This is a genomic window from Glutamicibacter arilaitensis Re117, from assembly GCF_000197735.1.
Classification (GTDB): Bacteria; Actinomycetota; Actinomycetes; order Actinomycetales; family Micrococcaceae; genus Glutamicibacter; species Glutamicibacter arilaitensis.
Genome location: NC_014550.1, coordinates 2,832,559 through 2,853,198, shown reverse-complemented (window position 1 = coordinate 2,853,198; position 20,640 = coordinate 2,832,559). Strand labels below are relative to the sequence as shown.

Here is a 20,640-nt window from a genome sequence, read left to right as displayed (position 1 = left end):
TAAATCTTGTACTATTGCCTTCTGGATCGCTGTGCGATCCGCTGCCAGCAATCACGAGTGAGGATAGATCAGTGGCGCACCTAGCGAAAACCGATCAGCCAGCAAGCAGGAAGCGGTTGGATAAGAAGGGTATTGGCCTCAGGGCAGGGATTTACGCCCTGCTGATCATCCTGTGGCTGGCAGTTGCCGGTATCGGCGGCCCGACCTTCGGCAAGCTCTCCGAAGTCCAGACCAATGACCAGACCTCGTTCCTTCCGGCGACCGCCGAAGCCACCGAGGCGCTGCAGTGGCAGGGTAAATTCCGCTCCACCGAAGCAATCCCGGCCGTAGTCCTGCTTACTGGCACCCAGGGGGTTAGCAAGGAAGAGGCCGGGCGGATCGGCGAGGCCTTGAAAGACTTCACCCATCTGGACGGCGAAATCACCGGCCCCTTCCTTTCCGAGGACGGCAAGGCTGCTGAATTCATCGTTCCGGTCTCCGGCGAGGTGAAAGCTGACGCCGGAGTCGAAGAGCTGCGCTCGCTGATCGCGGCCGAAAAGCCCGATGGCTTCACCGCCTATGTCACCGGACCTGCTGGCTTCAGCGCCGATCTGGTTGAGGCCTTCGGCGGCATCGACGGCGTGCTGCTGGGCGTGGCCCTGGTGGCAGTGCTGGTGATCCTGCTGCTGGTCTACCGCTCGATCCTGCTTCCCTTCACCGTGCTGCTCACCTCGGTCGTGGCGCTGTGCGCAGCGATCCTCGCCGTGTACTTCATGGCCTCCGAAGGCTGGATCAGGCTTGATGGCCAGGCCCAGGGCATCTTGTCCATCCTGGTGATCGGCGCAGCTACCGACTATTCGCTGCTGTTCGTCGCCCGCCACAAGGAAGCCCTGGTCGCCGGCCAAGACAAATGGCAGGCTGTGGCGACAGCCTGGAAGAGGTCCCTGGAGCCGATCGTCGCCTCGGGCGGCACCGTGACCGTGGGCCTGCTGTGCCTGCTCTTCTCCGACCTGAACTCCAATAAGGCATTGGGTCCAATTGGCGCCTCAGGCATTATCTTCTCGATCATCGCCGCGCTGACTTTCCTGCCGGCAGTGCTCGGGCTGCTGGGCCGGGCAGCCTACTGGCCATTCGCACCCAAACCTGCGGCCGTAGATGCCCAGGGCCAGGAGAAGGAAGGGATGTGGGGCCGCATTGCGCGTTTCGTTGCCAGCCATCCGCGTCCAATCTGGATCATTACCGCCGTGCTGCTCGCCGTGGGAGCGCTGGGCATGACCCAGCTCAAGGCCCATGGAGTGCCGCAAAGCGAGCTGGTGGTTGGCGGTTCCGAGGCGCGCGACGGGCAGATCGCCTTGGGCGAGCATTTCCCTGGTGGTTCGGGATCCCCGGCCACCGTGATCGTCGATGAAGCCCAAGCGAAGGTGGCCTTGGAGAAGGCGCTGGATGTTAGCGGCGTGGATTCGGCCTACCTGCAGGCCGAGGATGGTGGCCCGGCAATGCCCGCCCGTGGTGCTGATCCGATGAACGTCGAAGGCCGGAACCTGATCTCGGTGACCCTGGCTGATGCGGCGGACTCGGATGCCGCCAAGCAAACCGTGCTTGAGCTGCGTGAGCAGATGCATGCGGTGGATTCGGATGCATTGGTCGGCGGCACCACCGCAACGCAGATCGATACCAACGAGACCGCGATTGCGGACCTGTTCAAGATCATCCCGATCACGTTGCTGGCGATCTTGCTGATCCTCATGCTGCTGCTGCGCTCCATCCTGGCCCCGGTGCTGCTGATCCTGAGCACGGTGCTGTCCTATGGCACGGCGATGGGCGTCAGCGCACTGGTCTTCAACAACGTCTTCAACTATGTTGGCGCGGACCCTTCAGTGCCGCTGTTCGGCTTCGTGTTCCTGGTGGCCTTGGGCGTGGACTACAACATCTTCTTGATGACTCGAGTGCGCGAGGAATCCTTGAAGCGTGGAACCCGTGAGGGCATGCGCGTTGGCCTGAAGGTCACCGGCGGGGTGATTACCTCCGCCGGCGTGGTGCTCGCTGCAACCTTCGCCGCCTTGGGCGTAGTGCCAATCATGTTCCTGGGCCAGCTGGGCTTCATCGTGGCATTCGGAGTGCTCTTGGATACCTTTGTGGTCCGCAGCCTGCTGGTTCCCGCGCTGGTTGAGGAAATTGGACCAAAGGTCTGGTGGCCCTCGAACTTGGCGAAGAAGAAGTTCGAATTGAACTAGCAAGAAGTTCGCAGAATCCGGGAGTGCAAGTGGTGAACATCTCCCGGCATAGCAGTGCAAAGCGGGGCCGCTCACAGACGGGCCCCGCTTGAGCACTGTAGTATGGATCTTTGTGCGTCACCGGAAAATTCTGTGGCGTATGCGTCGACAGTTTAGATTTCCCCTCCAGTAGATCGCCCGGACAACCTCCGCCGGTTCACTTTTGGTAGCAGGCCTTGGCCTTGCACGTTGCGGACTTCCTCCTGGCTCGGCGAAACCCAACGCCTGCATCAGGCGTGCGAATCAGAGAGAAAGTTTGAATATGTCCGTAACTTTTAGCGCCCTCGGTGTGCCCGAATACCTTGCCAAGGTCCTTGCCGACAGCGGAATCGAATCCGCCTTCCCGATCCAGGAAGCGACCCTGCCTTCGACTCTCGCCGGCGGCGACGTCCTGGGCCGCGGCCAGACCGGTTCCGGCAAGACCCTGGCTTTCTCGCTTCCACTGGTAGCGCGTTTGGCAGATCGCCCGCAGCGCCGCAAGGCTCGTTTCCCCCGTGCGCTGATCATGGCTCCAACCCGCGAACTGGCAACCCAGATCGCCAAGACCGTTGAGCCTTTGGCGAAGGCTGCCGGCCTGCGCACCACCGTGATCTACGGTGGCGTGGCCCAGAGCCGCCAGGAAAAGGCCATGAACGAGGGCGCTGACATCGTCATCGCCTGCCCAGGCCGCCTCGATGACTTGATCAAGCAGAAGATCGTCGACCTGTCCCAGCTGGAAATCTCCGTGCTGGACGAGGCCGACCACATGGCAGACATGGGCTTCTTGCCTGTAGTACGCCGCATCATGGACCGCATGCCAACCGGCATCCAGCACATGCTGTTCTCCGCCACCTTGGATAACGGCGTGGACAAGGTAGCCAAGCGCTACCTGAGCCACCCGACCATTCACTCGGTGGATGCGCCCAAGGCCGCTGTGAACACCATGGAGCACCACGTCTTCGTCATCAGCAACGATGATAAGAAGGACCTGATCCGCGTCCTGGCTCAGGGCACTGCCCGCCGCATCATGTTCATGCGCACCAAGCACCACGCCAAGAAGATGGCGCTGACCCTGTCCAAGGCTGGCGTTCCAGCAGTGGACCTGCACGGCAACCTGTCGCAGAATGCCCGTGACCGCAACCTTGCTGCTTTCGCTTCAGGCGAGGCGAAGGTGCTTGTCGCTACCGACGTTGCCGCTCGTGGCGTGCACGTTGATGGCGTGGAACTGGTTGTTCACGTTGATCCACCAGCAGAGCACAAGGCATACACCCACCGCTCGGGCCGTACCGCACGTGCAGGTTCGGATGGAACCGTAGTGACCATCTGCACCCCTGATCAGCAGGGCGACGTTTCGACTTTGCTGAAGCAGGCCGGGCTGAAGGTACCTTTCGAAAAGGTCAACCTGAACTCGCCAGTTGTGGCTAAGGTCGTCGGCGAAGTTGCCGAACTCGTTCCTTATGTTGCTCCAGCACAGCAGACCCGCAACCCAGCCAAGAAGAAGCCTGCCGGCGAATCCTCGAACGCCCGTGGCGGACGCGGTGGCGCACGCAATGCACGCGGCGGCAAGCCTGCCGGTGAGGCACAGGGCCGCGGCGGAGACCGTCGCCGTTCAGATCGTTCCGGTGCATCGAACCATTCGGAGCGTCCAGCACGCGAATCACGCGGCGCTAATGCTGAGCGTCCAAGCCGTTCGGCTCGTGGAGCGAATGGCGAGCGTCCGTCGAACTCCTCACCCTCAGCACGATCCGGAGGCCGCAATGCTGCAGGTGCCGCAGGTGGTCGCTCACGTGGACCACGTCGTGCATCAAGCCCTGCTACCGGCGGACGGTAAGAACTAGTACGAAAAAGAACCTCCAGACAGCCAAAAGCTGTCTGGAGGTTCTTTTTGTAGTGGGGTTGCCGACCTGACCGGACAATGGGAATTGGAGACTCTTGTGCCGCATTGTGCAAACGTTTCCTATGTAAAAAGTTGGAAAAATACTGAAAGTTTGATGTTTTCCCTGCATCCGAGTGTAAATGTTGGAAACGCTTGCACTTGATGGAATTCGCTCAGTAGTGTGGGCTGAATCACTGGCGAGTCAGCTCTTATGGCTTGCCGCTCGCACCTTCGAACTCAATGGAGCATTTCGTGAACAGCAAAAGCGCTGCTTCCTCCGTGCGCAGTCAGCCACTGCCACCATACCTTCATAAACGTAGTTGGCGTCGTTGGGTCACCGCCTTGGCCGCAACCCCGATGCTGGCGCTCGCACCCATGGCACCCCTGGCTAGTATTCCCGCCGTGGCAGATGAAACTTCTGTGACTCTGGCCGGTTCTTTTCAGTCGTTGTTGGGATGTTCCGCTGACTGGATGGCTGACTGTGAAGCTACCAGCCTGCAATCCACGGACCAGGAAGGGCAATACAGCCTGGAAGTGGAAGTTCCGGCGGGGAACTATGAATACAAAGTAGCGTTGAACAAAAGCTTTGACACGTCTTATGGACTGGATGGGGGAGAAGAGAACATTCCCCTAGCCCTGAGTGCGGATAGCCGATTGCGCTTCACCTTTGATACGGCCACTGGGCTGACACAAGTTGTGCCACTGGACCTTCGCGGAGAATATTCAGATACTGATGCCGAATTGGTCGCTGCGCCGGTCAGGCAAGCCGGTTCTGGTGAGCAATTCTATTTCGTCTTGACAGACCGCTTTGCCAATGGCTCAACGGCTAACGACACCGGCGGTTTGGAAGGTGATCGACTAACCACCGGGTTTGATCCGACGGACAAAGGATTCTATGAAGGCGGTGATATCGCAGGCTTACACTCCAAGCTCGACTACATTCAGGGCCTTGGCACCAGCGCCATCTGGCTCACGCCCAGTTTTAAGAACATGCCGGTTCAGGGTAGTGGTGATGATGCCAGCGCCGGATATCACGGCTATTGGGTCACCGATTTCACTCAGATCGACCCACATCTGGGCACCAATGAAGAACTCTCCGAACTGATTGATGACGCCCACAAGCGTGGCATCAAGGTGTATTTCGACATCATCGTGAACCATACCGCGGATCTCATCGACAATAAGGAAAAGAAGTATTCCTACGTTGAGCAGTCTTCCCTTCCCTATAAGGATGCTCAGGGTCAAGCCTTTGACCCGGCGGACTACGCAGGCAGTGATACCTTCCCAGAGCTAGACGCTTCCAGTTCCTTCCCTTATACCCCGGTTGTTTCTGACCAAGTCAAGAAGGTCCCCGACTGGCTCAATGATCCAACGCTCTATCACAACCGCGGGGACTCAACCTGGGAAGGTGAGTCGGTCACCTATGGCGATTTTCAGGGGCTTGATGACCTCATGACCGAAAATCCTAAGGTAGTCAACGGTTTCGCAGAGGTCTACAAGAACTGGGTGGACTTGGGAATTGATGGCTTCCGCATCGACACCGCAAAACATGTGAATTTTGAATTCTGGGAACAATGGACCAAACAAGTTCAGGACTATGCACGAGCCCAGGGTAAAGACGACTTCTTCATGTTTGGCGAAGTTTATGATGCTGATGCAAAGAAGCTTTCGCCCTACGTGCGTAAGACGGAAATGAATTCCGTCCTTGATTTCACGTTCCAATCTGCTGCTGCCGGTTTCGCGGGAGGAAATTCAGCCAAAACGCTAAGCACGCTGTTCTCGGCGGATGACTACTACACCACGGCAAACACCTCAGCTGATGCTCTACCAACTTTCCTTGGCAATCACGATATGGGGCGCATTGGGTACTTCCTGAACAACAGCAATCAGAAACTCAAACGTGATGAACTGGCCCATGAACTGATGTTCCTGACCCGTGGCCAGCCGGTGGTTTACTACGGTGACGAACAAGGATTTGCAGGCACCGGTGGAGACAAGGATTCTCGCCAATCACTGTTCGCTTCTCAAGTCTCGGACTATCAGAACCAAGAATTGATTACCGGAGAAAAGCTCGGAACCCAAGATCGTTATGACAGTGATTCTCCGTTGTACCAGCACATCGCGCCCTCTCTAAACTTCGCGAATCAAACAAAGCGCTGAAGGGCGGGGCACAAGTAGAGCTATACGCCCAAGATTCCAAGGGAGTCTATGCATTCTCGCGTGTGGACCGTGACGAGAAAACCGAATACCTGGTGGCCCTGAACAACTCGGAAGAATCCGCTGATGTTGAGTTGTCGACTCTGACCTCCGACGCAACCTACTCAGCGCTCTATGGCGCCGAAGACAAACTCAGCAGTGCTGCGGACGGGAAACTCAACGTGACGGTGCCAGCGCTATCTGCAGTGGTTTATAAAGCTGACAAGAACGTAGATAGTGCTGCCTTCACACCTGAGATTTCCGCTCCAAAATCTGGGGCCGGGCTCAGCGGCGTAACACCCGTATCCGTGGATTTAGGCGAACAGGCGTGGGCTGAAACAAGCATGTCGTGGCGTGAAGTGGGCACCGAGAAGTGGCACCTACTGGGCGTGGCAGAAGACCACACCCCACGAGTCTTCCACGACGTTTCATCGCTACCACAAGGCACCTTGGTGGAATATCGTGCCGTGAGTACCAATGCCGCAGGAGAACACAGCGCCGCTTCCACCTATGCTTCCGTGGGCAACGACGTTTCCGGGTTTGCGAAGGAAAAACCGGCTGAATCGGATATCTCCATGGTCACCGTGCCGGGAAGCCATAACACCGAAATGGGTTGTGTCACCGACTGGGATCCGGCCTGCGAGGCAGCCAAACTCACTGAACAGCCTGGCGGGGTCTATTCTGGTGAATTCGATGTCCCAGCAGGGGACTATGAATACAAGGTAGCCATCAACGGATCATGGGATCTGAGCTACGGCGCTGGTGGTATTGCCGGTGGTGACAACCTTAAATATTCTCACGAAGGTGGGACCGTCAAGTTCTTCTTCGATCCCCGCAACAACATCGCACAAAGCGATCAACAGGGTCCGATGATCACCTTACCGGGAAGTTTTCAAGACGAATTGGGCTGTAAATCCGACTGGGATCCAACCTGTCTCGCTACTTTAATGGCGGACGCTGATGCTGACGGTACCTACGAATTCACTACGGAGAAGATCCCGGCTGGTACCTACGAATTTAAGGTGTCACACAACTTCGGGTGGGACGAAAATTATGGCGTTGACGGTGCCGCCGGAGGTGCTAACTACAGTCTTTCGGTAACCGAAGGAAAGCCAGTGAGCTTCAGCTACGACTCGAAGACTCACCTGTTGCAGTTTGGTTCTGACACCCAAACAGTCGCCGGCGTTGGTCAAATGAAAGCGCAGTGGATTTCCGCTGACACCCTAGCGATTCCTCGTGATCTAGGCACTGGTGAAAACTATGCCCTCTACGCTTCAAAGGACGCCAGCTTGAAATTGGAGGGAGAAGAGATCTCCGGTGCGAAGCCAATCGAGCTCAAAGAAATTATTGGTGGGTTGAGTGCCGAACAACGCAAGAAGTTCCCACACCTTGCCGACTACCGTGCCTTGCGTGTTGAGCTAGATCGCGAAGACGTAGCCTCTGCATTGCGTTCACAACTGGCATTGGCACGATTTGATGGCGAAGGGGATGCCCAGAAACTCACCGCCTTCACCGGAGTTCAGAGTGCTGGTGTCATTGATGATCTCTATGCCAAGGCGCTTGACGATGTAGAACTCGGCGTGAGCTTCACCGGAAAACGCCCTACCTTTAGGCTCTGGGCACCCACGGCCCAAAAAACAACACTGCTGATTACTGACAAGAAGGAGAAGACTGCACGATACGCTGCTAGCTATTCGAAGGACAGCGGTGTGTGGACGGCAAAGGGTAAACCTCAGATGGCTGAGGCGAAGTACCGGTGGGAAGTTCAGGTCTTTGTCCCTGAAACGGGCAAGATCGAAACGAATATTGTTACCGATCCATATTCGGTTGCGTTGACCACTAATTCCACCCACTCGGTCGCGGTGAGCTTGGAAGACCCTCACCACCAGCCAAAACAGTGGCGTAAGGCCAAAGCCAAAAACGTCGAAAAGGACGTGGACCGCAGCATCTATGAACTGCAGATCCGTGACTTCTCGATTTCAGATGCTTCGGTGCCCGAGAATCAGCGGGGCCGCTACGGAGCGTTTGGAGCAAATGGGGCCGGGAGTAAACAGCTCAAACAGCTTTCCGAGGCTGGGCTGACTACCGTTCACCTGCTGCCAAGTTTTGATATCGCCACCATTGAGGAGGAACAGTCACAACGTGTTGAGACGGACTGTGATCTGAAGTCGCTGCCGGCAGCTTCCACCAAACAACAAGAGTGCGTTACTGCCCACGGTGATGAAGACGGATTCAACTGGGGGTACGACCCCTTCCATTTCATGGCTCCGGAAGGTTCGTACGCCACGAACCCTGAAGGAGCGAACCGTGTCGAAGAATTCCGCTCGATGGTTGGATCTTTGCACAGCATGGGGCTAGAAGTAGTGCTTGATCAGGTGTTCAACCACACCGCAGCCTCGGGTCAAGCCGATCGCAGTGTGCTGGATAAGATCGTGCCTGGCTACTACCACCGACTTGATGCCACCGGGAAAGTGGAAACCTCGTCCTGCTGTCAGAACCTGGCCACGGAACACGCTGCGGCGCAGAAACTGATGGTTGATGCCCTGGTGGTGTGGGCCAAGGACTATAAGGTTGATGGATTCCGTTTTGACCTCATGGGCCACCACTCACGAGAAACCATGGAAGCCGTACGCAGTGCATTAGATGAACTGAAGCCGGGACGTGACGGAGTGGACGGCAAGTCCATTTACCTCTATGGCGAAGGATGGAACTTTGGTGAGGTGGCGGACAATGCTCGCTTCTATCAAGCGACTCAGGGGCAAATGAACGGTACCGGCATCGGGACCTTTAACGACCGACTGCGCGATGCCGTTCATGGTGGCAGTCCTGTTGATTCATCCTCAACATTCCGTCAGGGCTTTGGTACTGGCTTGGGAACGGATCCCAACGGTAATAAGGTCAATGGGAGCACCGAGGAAGCGTTGAAAGATCTCGGCCACGAAACCGACCTAGTGAAGCTCGGCTTGGCTGGCAATCTCGCAGACTTCGAATTCCTCGCTTCGGATGGCAGTGTGCACCGTGGTGATGAATTGGATTACCGCGGAGCGAAAGCAGGCTATGCTTCGCAGCCGGGAGAAGTGATCAACTATGTTGACGCGCACGATAATGAAACGCTCTACGACCTCACTGTGCTCAAGTTGCCACGAGATACTTCCATGGAGGATCGGGTGCGGATGAATACTCTCTCGCAAGCAACCGTGATGTATTCACAAGCTGTTCCGTTCTGGCATGCCGGAACCGAGTTATTGCGTTCAAAGTCTTTGGACCGAAATTCCTATAACTCGGGGGACTGGTTCAACCGCATCGACTTCTCCGGAGTGGAAAATACTTTTGGCTCGGGTCTTCCGCCCGAGGCAGATAACGGGGAGAAGTGGGATCTGATGGCTCCACTATTAGAAGACCCTGCGCTCAAGCCGGATGCCAAGGCCATGGCTGATGCTGAAGGGGCAGCCTTGGACTTGCTGCAGACCCGCAAGGAAGTTGGACTCTTGCGATTGGGCTCAGCTGATCTCATTGGGCTCAGCTGATCTCATTGGGCAAAAGGTGAGCTTCCCGCTGGGTGGGTCTGAGGCTGAACCGGGAATTATCGTGATGCGCATTGACGACACGGTGGGTAAGGATGTCGATCGCAAGCATGACGGTGCCTTAGTCCTCTTCAATGCCTCGCCGAAGGAGAGCACGCAAAAGCTTGAGGAGCTGGTAGGTCACGACTACTCGCTTGCCAAGTCTCTTGCGAAAGGCAGTGATGACCGGGTGAAGTCAACTTCGTTCGACAGTGCCACCGGTGAGCTGACTATTCCGGCGCGCACCGCGGCAGTCCTAGTGGAACCTCAGGGCTCGGCTAAGTAGTAGAACGGAGCATTCCTACTGGACCATCTGTAGGGATTATTCGCAGGACCATTGTTGGTAGATGAACTGATCTAGCCAGTGTGGCAATCGAGTTTTTCATTGCCAAAGCGTCCACGCTGACAGCGAACAACCCGCTCTCGTCATCACGAGAGCGGGTTGTTCCATTGTGTCTGTAAATCAGTTTTGAGGGTCTTTGCGACGCCCAAAGACAAAGTAGGAAATGCTTCCTAGTACGTTGAGGCAACTGACCACGGCCCACAGTGGTTTTGGCCCTCTCGCCAGCTGAACGGGGCGTCGACGAAGATCGCGCAAGGCTGCAAACATCAAAGTCAGCTCGATAATTCCAGCGAGGATGACAGCAACCTGGGTGCGGCGATCCAGCTCCCGGAAGGACCGTTTTTTCGGTAGGTTGAGGCGCCGGGAGCGCAGGGTGGATTGTCCTTGAATGCCTTGGGTGTCCTGTGTCTGAAAATTATTTTTCGGCATGGGAATCATTCTTGCCCTTTGTTCGTTGAAGAAGACAGAACGCAAAGTTGAGTGAGGTTGGCTCAAGTTAATTTGACAGTCGAAAGCGGCTGAGTAAACTTGAGTCCAGAACGCTCAACCAGGATAAAAATCCTCAGCGTTAGTACTTTCAACCAAGGCAAAGGAGAGCCATTATGTCGCGTGCCGTAGGTATCGACCTAGGAACCACCAACTCCGTAGTTTCCGTGCTCGAAGGTGGTGAGCCAACCGTTATCGCAAACGCGGAAGGCAACCGCACTACCCCGTCCATCGTTGCTTTCTCGAAGAGCGGCGAAGTCCTGGTTGGCGATATCGCCAAGCGCCAGGCAGTAAACAACATTGACCGCACCATCGCTTCGGTCAAGCGCCACATGGGTACCGACTGGTCCATCGACATCGATGACAAGAAGTACACCGCACAGGAAATCTCGGCTCGTACCCTGATGAAGCTGAAGAACGACGCTGAGTCGTACTTGGGCGAAAAGGTCACCGACGCTGTGATCACCGTTCCTGCTTACTTCAACGACGCTGAGCGCCAGGCTACCAAGGAAGCCGGCGAGATCGCTGGCCTGAACGTGCTGCGCATCGTCAACGAGCCAACCGCAGCTGCACTGGCTTACGGCCTGGAAAAGGGCAACGAAGACGAACTCATCTTGGTCTTCGACCTCGGCGGCGGTACCTTCGACGTTTCCCTGCTGGAAGTTGGCAAGGACGATGACGGCTTCTCCACCATCCAGGTCCGTTCCACCGCAGGCGACAACCGCCTGGGCGGCGACGACTGGGATCAGCGCGTTGTCGATTGGCTGCTGGCTCAGGCCAAGGCCAAGGGCGCAGACCTGTCCAAGGACAAGATTGCCCTGCAGCGCCTGAAGGAATCCGCTGAGCAGGCCAAGAAGGAACTGTCTTCGGCTACCAGCACCAACATCTCCCTGCAGTACCTCTCGGTTACCCCAGAGGGCCCAGTGCACCTGGACGAGCACCTCTCGCGTGCCAAGTTCCAGGACCTGACCAAGGACCTGCTGGAGCGCACCCGCAAGCCATTCAACGACGTTATCGCTGAAGCAGGCGTCAAGGTTGCCGACATCGCTCACGTGATCCTGGTTGGCGGTTCGACCCGTATGCCAGCCGTTGCTGAACTGGTCAAGGACCTGGCCGGCAAGGAAGCTAACAAGGGCGTGAACCCTGATGAGGTTGTAGCTGTTGGCGCAGCACTGCAGGCAGGTGTACTGAAGGGCGAGCGCAAGGACGTTCTGCTCATCGACGTCACCCCACTGTCCCTGGGTATTGAAACCAAGGGCGGCGTGATGACCAAGCTGATCGAGCGCAACACCGCGATCCCGACCAAGCGTTCGGAAACCTTCACCACCGCTGAAGACAACCAGCCTTCGGTTTCCATCCAGGTCTTCCAGGGCGAGCGCGAGTTCACCCGCGACAACAAGGCTCTGGGTACCTTCGAGCTGACCGGCATCGCACCGGCTCCTCGCGGCATCCCACAGGTTGAGGTCACCTTCGACATCGACGCCAACGGCATCGTGCACGTATCCGCCAAGGACAAGGGCACCGGCACCGAGCAGTCGATGACCATCACCGGTGGCTCCTCGCTGTCCAAGGAAGACATCGAGCGCATGGTTCAGGAAGCTGAAGCACACGCCGAAGAGGACAAGGCCCGCCGCGAAGCTGCTGAGACCCGCAACGCTGCCGAGCAGGCAGCCTACTCGGTGGACAAGCTGATCAAGGACAACGAAGACAAGCTGCCAGAAGAGGTCAAGACCGAGGTTCAGGCCGACGTCGACGCACTGAAGGTTGCCCTTGAGAAGCAGGACAACGACGACGAGGTCAAGGCCGCGTTCGAGAAGCTGCAGGCTTCGCAGACCAAGCTGGGCGAGGCAATCTACGCCAACACCCAGGCTGAGGGCGCTGCTGCACCTGAGGGCGAGCAGGCTCCAAATGCTGATGAAGATATCGTCGACGCCGAGGTAATCGACGAAGACGAAGCTGACAAGAAGTAGGGAGTTAGGGAAATATGTCCGAGGCACAGGACCAGAACGAGAACTTCGACGAGCAGTCGGAGAACCAGCCAGAGGCAGCTAACGAGCAGCCAACCGCTGACGCCCTGGGTCAGGCCGAGGCGATCCTGAACGAAGCTGCTGCTGGCGCTGACGCCGAAGCAGAGCAGCCAGTAGAGGCCGGTGCGGTGGAAGCCGAACTGCGCAACGACTTGCTGCGTCTGCAGGCCGAATACGTCAACTACCGCAAGCGTGTGGAGCGCGACCGAGCTGTAGCGCGTGAAAACGCCGTGCAGTCCGTGCTCAACACCCTGCTTCCGGTACTTGATGACATCGATGCAGCCCGAGCCCACGGTGACCTCACCGATGGCCCGTTCGCATCGATCGCCAACAAGCTTGACTCCGTGCTGGCTCAGCATGGCTTGGAGCGCATCAACGAGGCCGGCGTCGAATTCGACCCGAACGTCCACGAAGCGCTGCTTCGCCAGGCTGTTCCGGAGATTCCAGCTGACCACGTGGGACAGGTGCTTCGCACCGGTTACCGCAAGGGAACCACCATCCTGCGTGCGGCCCAGGTGCTGGTAGCAACCGGCGAATAGCCACGAATAATCAATTGAAACTGCCCACTGCCGATACTTCGTCAGTGGGCAGTTTCGAATTGGCATTGAAAGGATGGGGCCCTGATGGCAAGTCAGGACTGGATCGAAAAAGACTTTTACGCCATTCTGGGCGTCTCCAAGGACGCCAGTGAGGCGGACATCAAGAAGGCGTACCGCAAGCTTGCGCGCAAGTACCACCCCGACACCAATCAGGGTGATGCGGCCGCTGAAAAGAAATTCAAGGACATCTCGGAAGCCAACTCGGTGCTTTCGGATAAGGAAGAACGCGAGCAGTACGACGCAATCCGCGCCATGGGCGGCGGAGCTCGCTTCTCGGCCGGGGGACCAGGCGGTGCCCCGGGAGGACAGGCCGGTTTCGAGGACATCTTCTCCAACCTCTTCGGAGGCGGGGGAGGCGGCCCGCGCGGCCGCGGCGGACAGCCGGACTTCTCCGACCTGTTCGGCGGGGGCGGCGGCTTTGGCGGTGGCGGCTTCGGACAGAGCGCCCCACCGCGCAAGGGTGCTGACCGCACGGCCAGCACCACGATTTCCTTTGCCGGATCCATCAAGGGCACCACTATCGGCCTGCGCGAGCAGAACGGCGAAGTCATTGACGTGCGCATTCCTGCGGGCATCAAGGACGGCCAGTCGGTGCGCGTGCGCGGCAAGGGCCAGCCAGGGGCTGCCGGCAACGGTGACCTGCTGGTCAAGGTCAAAGTCACTGAGCACCCGTTCTTCAAGCGCGAAGAGAACAACATCCGCATCCACGTGCCGGTGACCTTCGACGAAGCGGTACTCGGAGCGAAGATCCATGTGCCGACCTTGGATGGGGAATCCGTCGCGGTGAAGGTGCCAGCCGGATCCAACTCCGGACGAACCTTGCGCTTGAAAGGCCGCGGAGTGAAAACTTCCAAGGCCGCCGGCGATCTGCTGATCGTCTTGGACGTCGCGATCCCGCAGAACCTGTCGGATGCTGCAAAGAAGGCCGTAGAGGAATTCGCCGCAGCCACCGAGGGCGAGGATCCACGAGTGGACTTGGCCGCCAAGGCCAAGCTCTAGGCTCAATAGGCTGTTTTCCCTGCCCGGCCATCGAATTGGCTGGGCGGGGAAGATAGACTCACAAACAAAAGGGCCCGAACCCGGGCTCCTTGCAGAAAGGTGGTAGAAGCAACGTGTACGGGGAGTACCTGCGACCTGTCTTCGTCATTTCCGTCGCCGCTCAACTTGCAGACATGCATCCGCAGACGCTGCGCCAGTATGACCGCATCGGCTTGGTCTCGCCGAGCCGCCAAAGCGGCAAGCAACGCCGCTACTCGCAGCGCGACGTATCGCTGTTGCGCCAAGTGCAGTCGCTGAGCAAGGAAGGCGTCTCGCTGGAAGGCATCAAGCGGATCCTGGGTCTGCAGGACCAAGTTGCGTTCCTGCAATCCGAAGTCGATGGACTGCGCCAGGAACTCAGCGCAGTACGCCAGGGCCAATCGCGCATTTTCGCCGCCGGAACCTCTGGCGGAGACGTGGTTTCGCTGGCTCGGGGCATGAGGCCCGAACGCCGCCAGCAGTCTTACACGTTCTTCGCCGCCCGCCGGGCCATCGGACGCTAGATGCGGCTGTGGCGCGCTAGGCGCGCGTTCAACTGGGTGCGCACGGCAGGCCATTCGTGGGGGAGTATCGAGAAGAGCACGGTATCGCGCAAGGTGCCGGTGACCGGATCATATTTGTGATTGCGCAAGACGCCATCCTGCTTGGCACCCAACCGGGTAATTGCCGCCCGTGATGCGGCATTATGCCAATGCGTGCAGAACGCCACCGAATAGCACTCCAGCTGCTCGAAGGCCCGCTGCAGCAGCAGATATTTCGCTGCGGGATTGATCCCGGTGCCCTGGGCGGATATGGCCAGGAACGTTGATCCGATTTCCAGGCGGTGATTGGCCGCGTCAATATTCAAATACGTCGTGGCACCTACGGCTCTGCCGGTAGCCAGATCAATAATGGCAAAGGGCGCCATTTTACCGGCCTGCTGCAAAGCCAAACGGTGCTCAATATTTTCTGCCATTGCCTGGGTCGTAGGTGTGCTGGCAAACCACGCGTCATCCAACTGCCCCTGCTCGGCAAGGGCCACCAGATCCGGCGCATGCTCCAAAGAGAGCTGTTCCAAGCGGACCCCGGCATATTCCATCGTCGGGGCTTGGGCATGGGGAAGATTTTGCGCAGCAGAAAGGGCCATGGAATCCATTCTAGAATTCCATGGCCCTGACTAAGGTTTCATTACGGCGGTTAGCCGAGGCGAGTGTAGGCCAGGTCGAAGACCAAGCGGCCGGCCTTCAAGGCCTTGCCCTCGAAGCTGGTGAGAATGCGGCGTTCGAAACGCGGCGCCCAGCCACCTTGCCCATCGACGAATTCCGGCTCCGGGTCGAAGCCTTCCATGCCATCGCGGCGGACCTTGGTCAGGTTGCTTCCTTCGCCGGCCAGATTCCCTGGATGCTGGTTTTCGAAGTCTGGGTGGGCATTGAGCACTTCACGCATCTGCTCTGCGTAGTTGGACCAGTCCGTGGCCAAACGCAGGGTTCCACCTGGCTTGAGCACGCGCGAGACCTTGTCCAAGAACGAAGCCTTGATCAGACGGCGCTTGTGGTGGCGCGGCTTGTGCCACGGGTCGGAGAAGAAGATCCAGATCTCGTCGGCGCTGTTTTCATCAAGCATGACGTCCAGAACTTCTGGAGCGTTGGCCTGAACGGCGCGGACGTTGCTGATGCCGAAGGACTCGACCTTCAGCATCAGCTGGGCCAGCCCCGGACGGTAGACCTCAACTGCCAGGTAGTTGCGCTCAGGATCATCCTTGGCGGCGTTGGCGATGCACTCGCCCAAACCGGTGCCGATCTCCACGATCAGCGGCGCGGTGCGGCCAAAGGCCTGGGCCGGATCGAGCTGGAAGTCATCAGCTACCGAGGTGTCGGCAATCTTGCGAGGAGGCTCGATGACGTACTGCTCGGCATTGCGCTCCCACGCGCTGGCGCGGCGGCCTTGCAGGCGGTTGCCGCGGCGCACGAAAGATACCGGCTCGGCACGGAAAAGGTCTGGATTCCTAGGGGCAGTGCCGTGCTCTGGGCGCTGCTGCTCGCTCGATTCGCTCATGATGATTAATCCTAGCCGAGCAACCAGCCCCGATGCTTGCCGGGCAGTAGGGGATTGGACACCCTAGGGGTGTGAATCGGGGTGATCCCGGATGGAGCAAAGCAGGAAAATCACGGAGAATGGAAACATGACTGATTTAGTGCGCGGTATTCTCAACATTATTTGGTTGGTCTTTGGCGGCCTGTGGCTGGCACTTGGCTACGTATTGGCTGGCATCATCTGCTGCGTGCTGATCGTGACCATTCCCTTCGGCATCGCCTCGTTCCGCATTGCTGGCTATGCACTGTGGCCTTTTGGCCGGACCGTAGTCGACAACGGCCCGGTGGGTGCGTTCTCCACGCTGGGCAATATCATCTGGATCATTTTTGCTGGCATCTGGATTGCCATCGGCCACGTGGTGACCGCGATCCCGATGTTCGTGTCGATTATCGGCATTCCGCTGGGCATCGCAAACCTGAAGATGATCCCGGTATCGCTGATGCCTCTGGGCAAGGTCATCGTGCCTTCGGACTACTTCATCGGAGACGTCCGCCGGTAGCTATTGCGCTGAACGGCTCGTGGACAGCGGCATCAGCGACCAGCCGCGAAAGCCATCTTGTCGGTGTGCATTGAGAACGTATGTACATGAGCCTGAATACCGTATCTGCCGGTGACTTGCTGAGCCGGACATTGCCTGAATCCACGATTCCGCGTGTGCCCAATGCCGAGATGATCGCGAAGCCCATGCACGCTTCGATTATTACGTGGACGATGCCAGAAATTATTGGCGATGGCTTAATGGTCTACTGGCTAATTGTAGACAGCCGTGATGATGGCACTCTCACCTCGCATGCGAGCGCCTCGGAGGAGCCGAGGCCGCTGCCAATTATGCTTCGCGAATTAGAACAGCTCCTCGGGCAGTACCGTGAAAAGACCTGGATATGCGTTCCTAAACGCAACTGCAACATCGCTCGCCGTTTTGCTGATTCTGGCTATGCCGTGACTCGTGGGCTAAGCCAGATCAACAGGGCCGCTCGCGAAATCGAACGGCTAGTCTGCGATGCGAAACTATCGTTGACACAGCGGGCTCGGCAACGCCAACGGCTGCAAGAGGCCCCTGCTCGCAGGTGAGGTACCCGAAGCCTAGAAGCGGTGAGGCCACGGGTGCTCGCATGGCATCCCGAATATTGGTCCACGAGCTACGGACACCCAGAACGCGTAGTGATCGGTGTCGACGCTTCCTCTGATCCTGCCGGAGTTGGCTCAATAGCGATGGTCGCAGCCGGCGGAGATGTCGTGGTTTTTGCCGGAGAATTTACTGGTCATATGGGTGCTCTTGAGCTGCGTGCTGTCGCCCTTGCATTGGAATACTTGCAGGGCTCGCAAGCTGCCAGTGCCGTGATCCATACGGATTCGGAAGACGCCCATTGCGTGATCGAGGAGCTGATTACCAGCGGACGAGTCATTGATGGGTATCGCGGCATCGAAGAAGCTTTAAGCTTGGAATTCTTAGCTGCATGGAATGCTTGTTCGGCAAAAGTCTCCATCACCAGGCATCGGGGACACACCGGCCTGATCTATAACGAGGTGGCCGATGAATTGGCTTGGATGGCAAGGGTAGCGGCTAAGCATCCAAGGGAGTCCGCCGAGCCCGAGTTGGTGGAACGAATAAAGCTGCTTCAGATTCAATTGCAGGAACGAAACCAGTTCGCGCAGCAGCCCTGGTCAGGGCAATGACGCCAAAAGCGCTAATGGCTGCCAGCTCTCGAAGGAGTTGGCAGCCATTGGCTGCTAATTCGAAATCGAATCAGCTCTTGAGATACTCGTCGTGCTGGCGGTGGGCTTCCTTGACCTCTTCGCGGATCTTATCCACGTCCTTGGCCTTGTCGCGGTACTTCTTCTCCATGGTTTTCACATACGCCTCTTCCTCCACCAAAGCGCGGTAGATGCGTTCGCGTTCGTGCTCATCGGCCGTGTAGGTCAGGTCGGTGTAGCTGCTGGCGTGGCGGCGCAAGTTGCCGATGGCCGTTTGCGCCTTGCCGGCCTTGCTGAACAGCGAAGCCAGCACGGTAAGCACCAGCACGCCGATAATCACCGTGAGCGAGAGCCCGGTACTGATCTCGATAACCGTTACGTGTTCGCCGTTGTTGACGAATGGCAGGTTGTTCTCGTGCAGCGCGTGCAGGATCAGCTTCACGCCGATGAAGGCCAAAATGGCGGCCAGGCCGTAGGACAGGTAGATCAGTCGATCAAGCAGTCCGTCCAGCAGGAAGTACAGCTGGCGCAGGCCCATCAGTGAGAAGGCCGTTGCAGTGAAGACGATGTAGACGTTCTGTGTCAGGCCGAAGATCGCTGGAATCGAATCCAAGGCGAAGAGGATGTCGGTGCCGCCGATGGCCACCATGACCAGCAGCATCGGGGTCAGTACCTTCTTGCCATCGATCTTGGTGAACAGCTTGTCGCCGTCGTAGTTGTCGGTGGTATGGAAGAGCTTCTTGGCGATGCGGATGATGAAGTTGTTGGCTTCATCGGATTCGTCATCCTTCTTCAGCAGGTTGCCTGCGGTCAGCAACAAGATCAGGCCGAAGAGGTAGAAGACCCAGGCGAACTGGTTGATCAGTGCCGCGCCGACGAAGATGAAGGCGGTACGGGCGATCAGCGAGAAGACGATGCCGAAGAGCAAGACCTTCTGTTGGTCTTCACGCGGTACCCGGAAGCTGGCAATGATGATCAGGAAGACGAAGAGGTTATCGACCGACAATGCCTTTTCGGTGATGTATCCGGCGAAGTACTCAGCACCCATGTCGAGGCCGCCGAAGAACAGCACCAGGACTCCGAAGACCAGGGCAATGCCGACATAGATGCTGGACCAGATGGCCGCTTCACGCAGCGAGGGAACATGGGCCTTGCGGATATGGAAGAAATAATCGAAGGCTAATAGGGCAAGAATCACGATAATCGTGATGCCCCAAATCAAAGGGGAAACTCCCATAGGGAATCCTGCTTTCGTAAGTTGCGCGCACGCGACCGAGTAAGTCTCTTCACCGGCACTGGGCTGGCCGCAAAACCCGGCAAGACTTTCGAAGTCCTACGTATTGACGGGTTGAGCGCTTATGAATACTCCCTTACGTACCTCCAGCCTAACTTGATCTGGGGTTCCATGGAAAGAACTTGTCTTCAGATGTCATTGTGATCTGTAATGTACTTGGTTGCAGTGCCCGTGGATAGGTATTGACGGCAATTCGACGTATTGAAGTGGCACTAGAGCGTTTTTCGCATTTTGACGCTGGTAGTTTCGTAGCCCAATGATTCGTAGAGTCCGCGCGCGGCCCGGTTGAACCCGAACACGTTCAGCCCTAAGATTTGCGCATCGTGGGAGCGAGCGTACTTTTCAGCCAAGACCATGGCTTGGCGGCCGAAGCCGTGGCCGCGGTGCCCTGCTTCTATGACGATGTCCCACACCCACCACGAGGTCGGATCCCCTGATGAGTCGCAACCGATCCATAGATAGCCAACATTGCCCAATGCAGGGCTTTCCAGGGTAAAAACCGCATTCGTTGCACTGGGCAGGCCATAGGGGAAAGCGCGTGTCATCGTGGTGTGCGCATCTTCTCGCGCTTTGCCATCGGGGACCCCGGAAGCGAGAAGGTCTGCAATGTATTCTGCGGTGCTCCTTTTCATCCATGACGAGAATTGTTCTGCGGGCAGTGGAAGAAAGGTGATCGGCATATTCGGAGTCTAGCGCGGCCTAGGCAGGCTGACGTTTTCGTGCAGTCAAGATTTGCTGGCGCAAGATATCTGCATGTCCGCAGTGCTGGGCTAGTTCACGCAGCATGTGCAATTGGATCCACCGCACCGGAAGCGGACCGCGCCGGTTACCACGGAATATGTCGTCGCCGCTCTTGCCCTCAAGGGCTTGGTGGGAAAGCTCTACAGCGTTCCTGTAATCGCGTCGCACCGATGCGATGGTGTCCGAGGCCTTCAGGACGAATGACCTGTCCGGGGTGGCAGCGATTCCCAATTCTGATCGGCTCTTACCTGTGGCTGCTTCGCCGAACCACACGCGTTCAACGAAGGTTGCGTGCTTGACCAGCCCAAGCAGTGTGGTTTTGGATTCGACCAACTTCGCACGAGCTTCCTCCTCGGTGAGCCCGTCAAGGCACGCCATGAGCATTTGGCGGTGCTGATCTATGAATACCTGCGCCATGTTGTGGTAGTCGAGTTGATCGTTGTGATGTGAATCCGGGTTGCTCATAACTCATAGTAGA

18 protein-coding genes are annotated in these 20,640 nt (G+C 57.7%); 12 read left to right on the top strand and 6 right to left on the bottom strand.

Translation table 11 applies throughout. The annotated features are described in order from the left end of the window. Positions 1–71: 71 nt before the first annotated feature. The 5 genes from AARI_RS13670 (at position 72) to AARI_RS20485 (ending at position 10,152) form a co-directional block, all read left to right on the top strand. Positions 72–2,213, top strand: a complete 2,142-nt coding sequence (locus AARI_RS13670; RefSeq protein WP_013349869.1) for an MMPL family transporter — start codon at positions 72–74, stop codon at positions 2,211–2,213. Positions 2,214–2,514: 301 nt separating this feature from the next. Beyond that, a complete protein-coding gene (locus AARI_RS13665) occupies positions 2,515–4,062 on the top strand; it encodes a DEAD/DEAH box helicase (protein WP_013349868.1) in 1,548 nt (515 codons plus the stop codon). Positions 4,063–4,359: 297 nt separating this feature from the next. Further along, positions 4,360–6,267 (top strand): alpha-amylase family glycosyl hydrolase, encoded by a 1,908-nt coding sequence (locus AARI_RS20135; protein WP_231849393.1) that lies wholly within the window; start codon positions 4,360–4,362, stop codon positions 6,265–6,267. 62 nt (positions 6,268–6,329) lie between these two features. Next, on the top strand, positions 6,330–9,830 hold the full coding sequence (gene pulA, locus AARI_RS20130) for a pullulanase-type alpha-1,6-glucosidase (protein WP_231849392.1): 3,501 nt from the start codon (positions 6,330–6,332) through the stop codon (positions 9,828–9,830). Continuing rightward, positions 9,721–10,152 carry an alpha-1,6-glucosidase domain-containing protein gene (locus AARI_RS20485; RefSeq protein WP_081461159.1) on the top strand — a complete coding sequence of 144 codons (432 nt, stop codon included), beginning with the start codon at positions 9,721–9,723 and terminating at the stop codon, positions 10,150–10,152. The genes pulA and AARI_RS20485 overlap by 110 nt, the downstream gene beginning before the upstream one ends. Before the next feature lie 177 nt (positions 10,153–10,329). On the opposite strand, the gene AARI_RS13655 is transcribed toward AARI_RS20485, so the two are convergent. After that, the gene (locus tag AARI_RS13655) at positions 10,330–10,638 is read right to left on the bottom strand and encodes a PLD nuclease N-terminal domain-containing protein (RefSeq protein ID WP_013349867.1); all 309 of its coding nucleotides are present in this window, start codon (positions 10,636–10,638) and stop codon (positions 10,330–10,332) included. Between the two features lie 173 nt (positions 10,639–10,811). Between AARI_RS13655 and dnaK the strand changes: the two genes are divergently transcribed. The 4 genes from dnaK to AARI_RS13635 all read left to right on the top strand — a co-directional run bounded on the left by dnaK (position 10,812) and on the right by AARI_RS13635 (position 14,862). Continuing rightward, a complete protein-coding gene (dnaK, locus tag AARI_RS13650; RefSeq protein ID WP_013349866.1) occupies positions 10,812–12,665 on the top strand; it encodes a molecular chaperone DnaK in 1,854 nt (617 codons plus the stop codon). Between the two features lie 14 nt (positions 12,666–12,679). Beyond that, complete coding sequence (locus AARI_RS13645) at positions 12,680–13,261, top strand: nucleotide exchange factor GrpE (protein WP_013349865.1); 582 nt, start codon at positions 12,680–12,682, stop codon at positions 13,259–13,261. Positions 13,262–13,345: 84 nt separating this feature from the next. After that, positions 13,346–14,320, top strand: coding sequence for a DnaJ C-terminal domain-containing protein (locus AARI_RS13640; RefSeq protein ID WP_013349864.1), 975 nt, complete (start codon positions 13,346–13,348; stop codon positions 14,318–14,320). A gap of 113 nt (positions 14,321–14,433) precedes the next feature. Next, complete coding sequence (locus tag AARI_RS13635) at positions 14,434–14,862, top strand: heat shock protein transcriptional repressor HspR (protein WP_013349863.1); 429 nt, start codon at positions 14,434–14,436, stop codon at positions 14,860–14,862. On the opposite strand, the gene AARI_RS13630 is transcribed toward AARI_RS13635, so the two are convergent. Both AARI_RS13630 and trmB read right to left on the bottom strand, forming a co-directional pair. Continuing rightward, positions 14,859–15,485 (bottom strand): GNAT family N-acetyltransferase, encoded by a 627-nt coding sequence (locus tag AARI_RS13630; protein ID WP_013349862.1) that lies wholly within the window; start codon positions 15,483–15,485, stop codon positions 14,859–14,861. The two genes, AARI_RS13635 and AARI_RS13630, sit on opposite strands and share 4 nt — an antisense overlap. A 50-nt stretch (positions 15,486–15,535) precedes the next feature. After that, positions 15,536–16,393, bottom strand: a complete 858-nt coding sequence (gene trmB, locus AARI_RS13625) for a tRNA (guanosine(46)-N7)-methyltransferase TrmB (protein ID WP_013349861.1) — start codon at positions 16,391–16,393, stop codon at positions 15,536–15,538. 127 nt (positions 16,394–16,520) lie between these two features. Here trmB and AARI_RS13620 point away from each other — a divergent pair, with 127 nt between their 5' ends. The 3 genes from AARI_RS13620 to AARI_RS13610 all read left to right on the top strand — a co-directional run bounded on the left by AARI_RS13620 (position 16,521) and on the right by AARI_RS13610 (position 18,109). Continuing rightward, positions 16,521–16,931 (top strand): YccF domain-containing protein, encoded by a 411-nt coding sequence (locus AARI_RS13620; RefSeq protein WP_013349860.1) that lies wholly within the window; start codon positions 16,521–16,523, stop codon positions 16,929–16,931. Positions 16,932–17,017: 86 nt separating this feature from the next. Further along, positions 17,018–17,503 carry a hypothetical protein gene (locus AARI_RS13615; RefSeq protein ID WP_013349859.1) on the top strand — a complete coding sequence of 162 codons (486 nt, stop codon included), beginning with the start codon at positions 17,018–17,020 and terminating at the stop codon, positions 17,501–17,503. Between the two features lie 90 nt (positions 17,504–17,593). Then, positions 17,594–18,109, top strand: coding sequence for a ribonuclease HI (locus tag AARI_RS13610; RefSeq protein WP_157867154.1), 516 nt, complete (start codon positions 17,594–17,596; stop codon positions 18,107–18,109). 70 nt (positions 18,110–18,179) lie between these two features. Here AARI_RS13610 and AARI_RS13605 read toward each other — a convergent pair whose 3' ends face one another. From AARI_RS13605 to AARI_RS13595, 3 genes are all read right to left on the bottom strand, one after another. Continuing rightward, complete coding sequence (locus AARI_RS13605) at positions 18,180–19,364, bottom strand: TerC family protein (RefSeq protein WP_013349858.1); 1,185 nt, start codon at positions 19,362–19,364, stop codon at positions 18,180–18,182. A 269-nt stretch (positions 19,365–19,633) separates the two neighbouring features. Then, complete coding sequence (locus tag AARI_RS13600; protein ID WP_013349857.1) at positions 19,634–20,101, bottom strand: GNAT family N-acetyltransferase; 468 nt, start codon at positions 20,099–20,101, stop codon at positions 19,634–19,636. A gap of 19 nt (positions 20,102–20,120) precedes the next feature. Continuing rightward, complete coding sequence (locus AARI_RS13595) at positions 20,121–20,627, bottom strand: DinB family protein (RefSeq protein ID WP_013349856.1); 507 nt, start codon at positions 20,625–20,627, stop codon at positions 20,121–20,123. Between the last annotated feature and the right edge of the window lie 13 nt (positions 20,628–20,640).

Excerpts from the sequence above, each read along its gene's own strand:
- AARI_RS13665 (WP_013349868.1), top strand. The coding sequence starts at position 2,515 with ATGTCCGTAACTTTTAGCGCCCTCGGTGTGCCCGAATACCTTGCCAAG.
- AARI_RS20485 (WP_081461159.1), top strand. The coding sequence starts at position 9,721 with ATGCCAAGGCCATGGCTGATGCTGAAGGGGCAGCCTTGGACTTGCTGC.
- AARI_RS13655 (WP_013349867.1), bottom strand. The coding sequence starts at position 10,638 with ATGCCGAAAAATAATTTTCAGACACAGGACACCCAAGGCATTCAAGGA.
- dnaK (WP_013349866.1), top strand. The coding sequence starts at position 10,812 with ATGTCGCGTGCCGTAGGTATCGACCTAGGAACCACCAACTCCGTAGTT.
- AARI_RS13645 (WP_013349865.1), top strand. The coding sequence starts at position 12,680 with ATGTCCGAGGCACAGGACCAGAACGAGAACTTCGACGAGCAGTCGGAG.
- AARI_RS13640 (WP_013349864.1), top strand. The coding sequence starts at position 13,346 with ATGGCAAGTCAGGACTGGATCGAAAAAGACTTTTACGCCATTCTGGGC.
- AARI_RS13630 (WP_013349862.1), bottom strand. The coding sequence starts at position 15,485 with ATGGCCCTTTCTGCTGCGCAAAATCTTCCCCATGCCCAAGCCCCGACG.
- trmB (WP_013349861.1), bottom strand. The coding sequence starts at position 16,393 with ATGAGCGAATCGAGCGAGCAGCAGCGCCCAGAGCACGGCACTGCCCCT.
- AARI_RS13620 (WP_013349860.1), top strand. The coding sequence starts at position 16,521 with ATGACTGATTTAGTGCGCGGTATTCTCAACATTATTTGGTTGGTCTTT.
- AARI_RS13615 (WP_013349859.1), top strand. The coding sequence starts at position 17,018 with ATGAGCCTGAATACCGTATCTGCCGGTGACTTGCTGAGCCGGACATTG.
- AARI_RS13605 (WP_013349858.1), bottom strand. The coding sequence starts at position 19,364 with ATGGGAGTTTCCCCTTTGATTTGGGGCATCACGATTATCGTGATTCTT.
- AARI_RS13600 (WP_013349857.1), bottom strand. The coding sequence starts at position 20,101 with ATGCCGATCACCTTTCTTCCACTGCCCGCAGAACAATTCTCGTCATGG.
- AARI_RS13595 (WP_013349856.1), bottom strand. The coding sequence starts at position 20,627 with ATGAGCAACCCGGATTCACATCACAACGATCAACTCGACTACCACAAC.